This window comes from Neisseria sp. P0022.S010, assembly GCF_051956635.1.
The window spans coordinates 1-608 of sequence record NZ_JBQCXF010000810.1 but is presented as its reverse complement, the minus strand read 5'-3'; the positions used below and the strand labels follow the sequence as shown (position 1 = coordinate 608).

Genomic DNA, 608 nt, shown 5'->3' with positions numbered 1-608 from the left:
CCCCCACCCAACACAACTCAACCACCAACCCACCCCCCCCCACCAACCCCCACAACCCAACACCACCCACCACCAACAACCCAAACAACAACAACACCAACAACAACAACAAACACCCCCCCCACCCCCAGGCCTCTCTCAACCAACCACCAATCAATCAATCCCAACAACCCAAACAAAGCGTCATCTTGCACCAACCAACTGCAATAACGACATAAGATACTATAACCAGAAACGCCCAATCCACCAAAACAACAAAACAAACCAAAACCGACACAAACAACAAAACCACACCCAAACCCAAAACCAAAAAAACCACACCACCACCCAAACAAAACAACCCCAAACACAAACAACAAAAAACAAACAAAACAACCACAACAACCTCAGAAACAACAAACCCCCCAACAACCCAAACACCACCCAACCAACCACCAACCAACCACCCAACCCAACCCCAACAACGAAAAACAACCAACACACCCAACAACCACAACCCACACAACCCACCAAAAAAAAACAACCACAAAAAACCCCCCAAACACCCCCCCAAAAACCCAAAAAACCCCAAAACAACCCCACACAAACCCCACCCCACCACCCACCCC

The 608-nt window shown here is 48.8% G+C and carries 1 protein-coding gene; it reads right to left on the bottom strand.

Annotated features, from left to right (window positions below; genetic code table 11):
• Window positions 1-157 precede the first annotated feature (157 nt).
• Window positions 158-608, bottom strand: a 451-nt coding sequence (locus ACTHUT_RS21545) for a hypothetical protein (RefSeq protein ID WP_440419853.1), incomplete at its 5' end; no start/stop codon positions are given.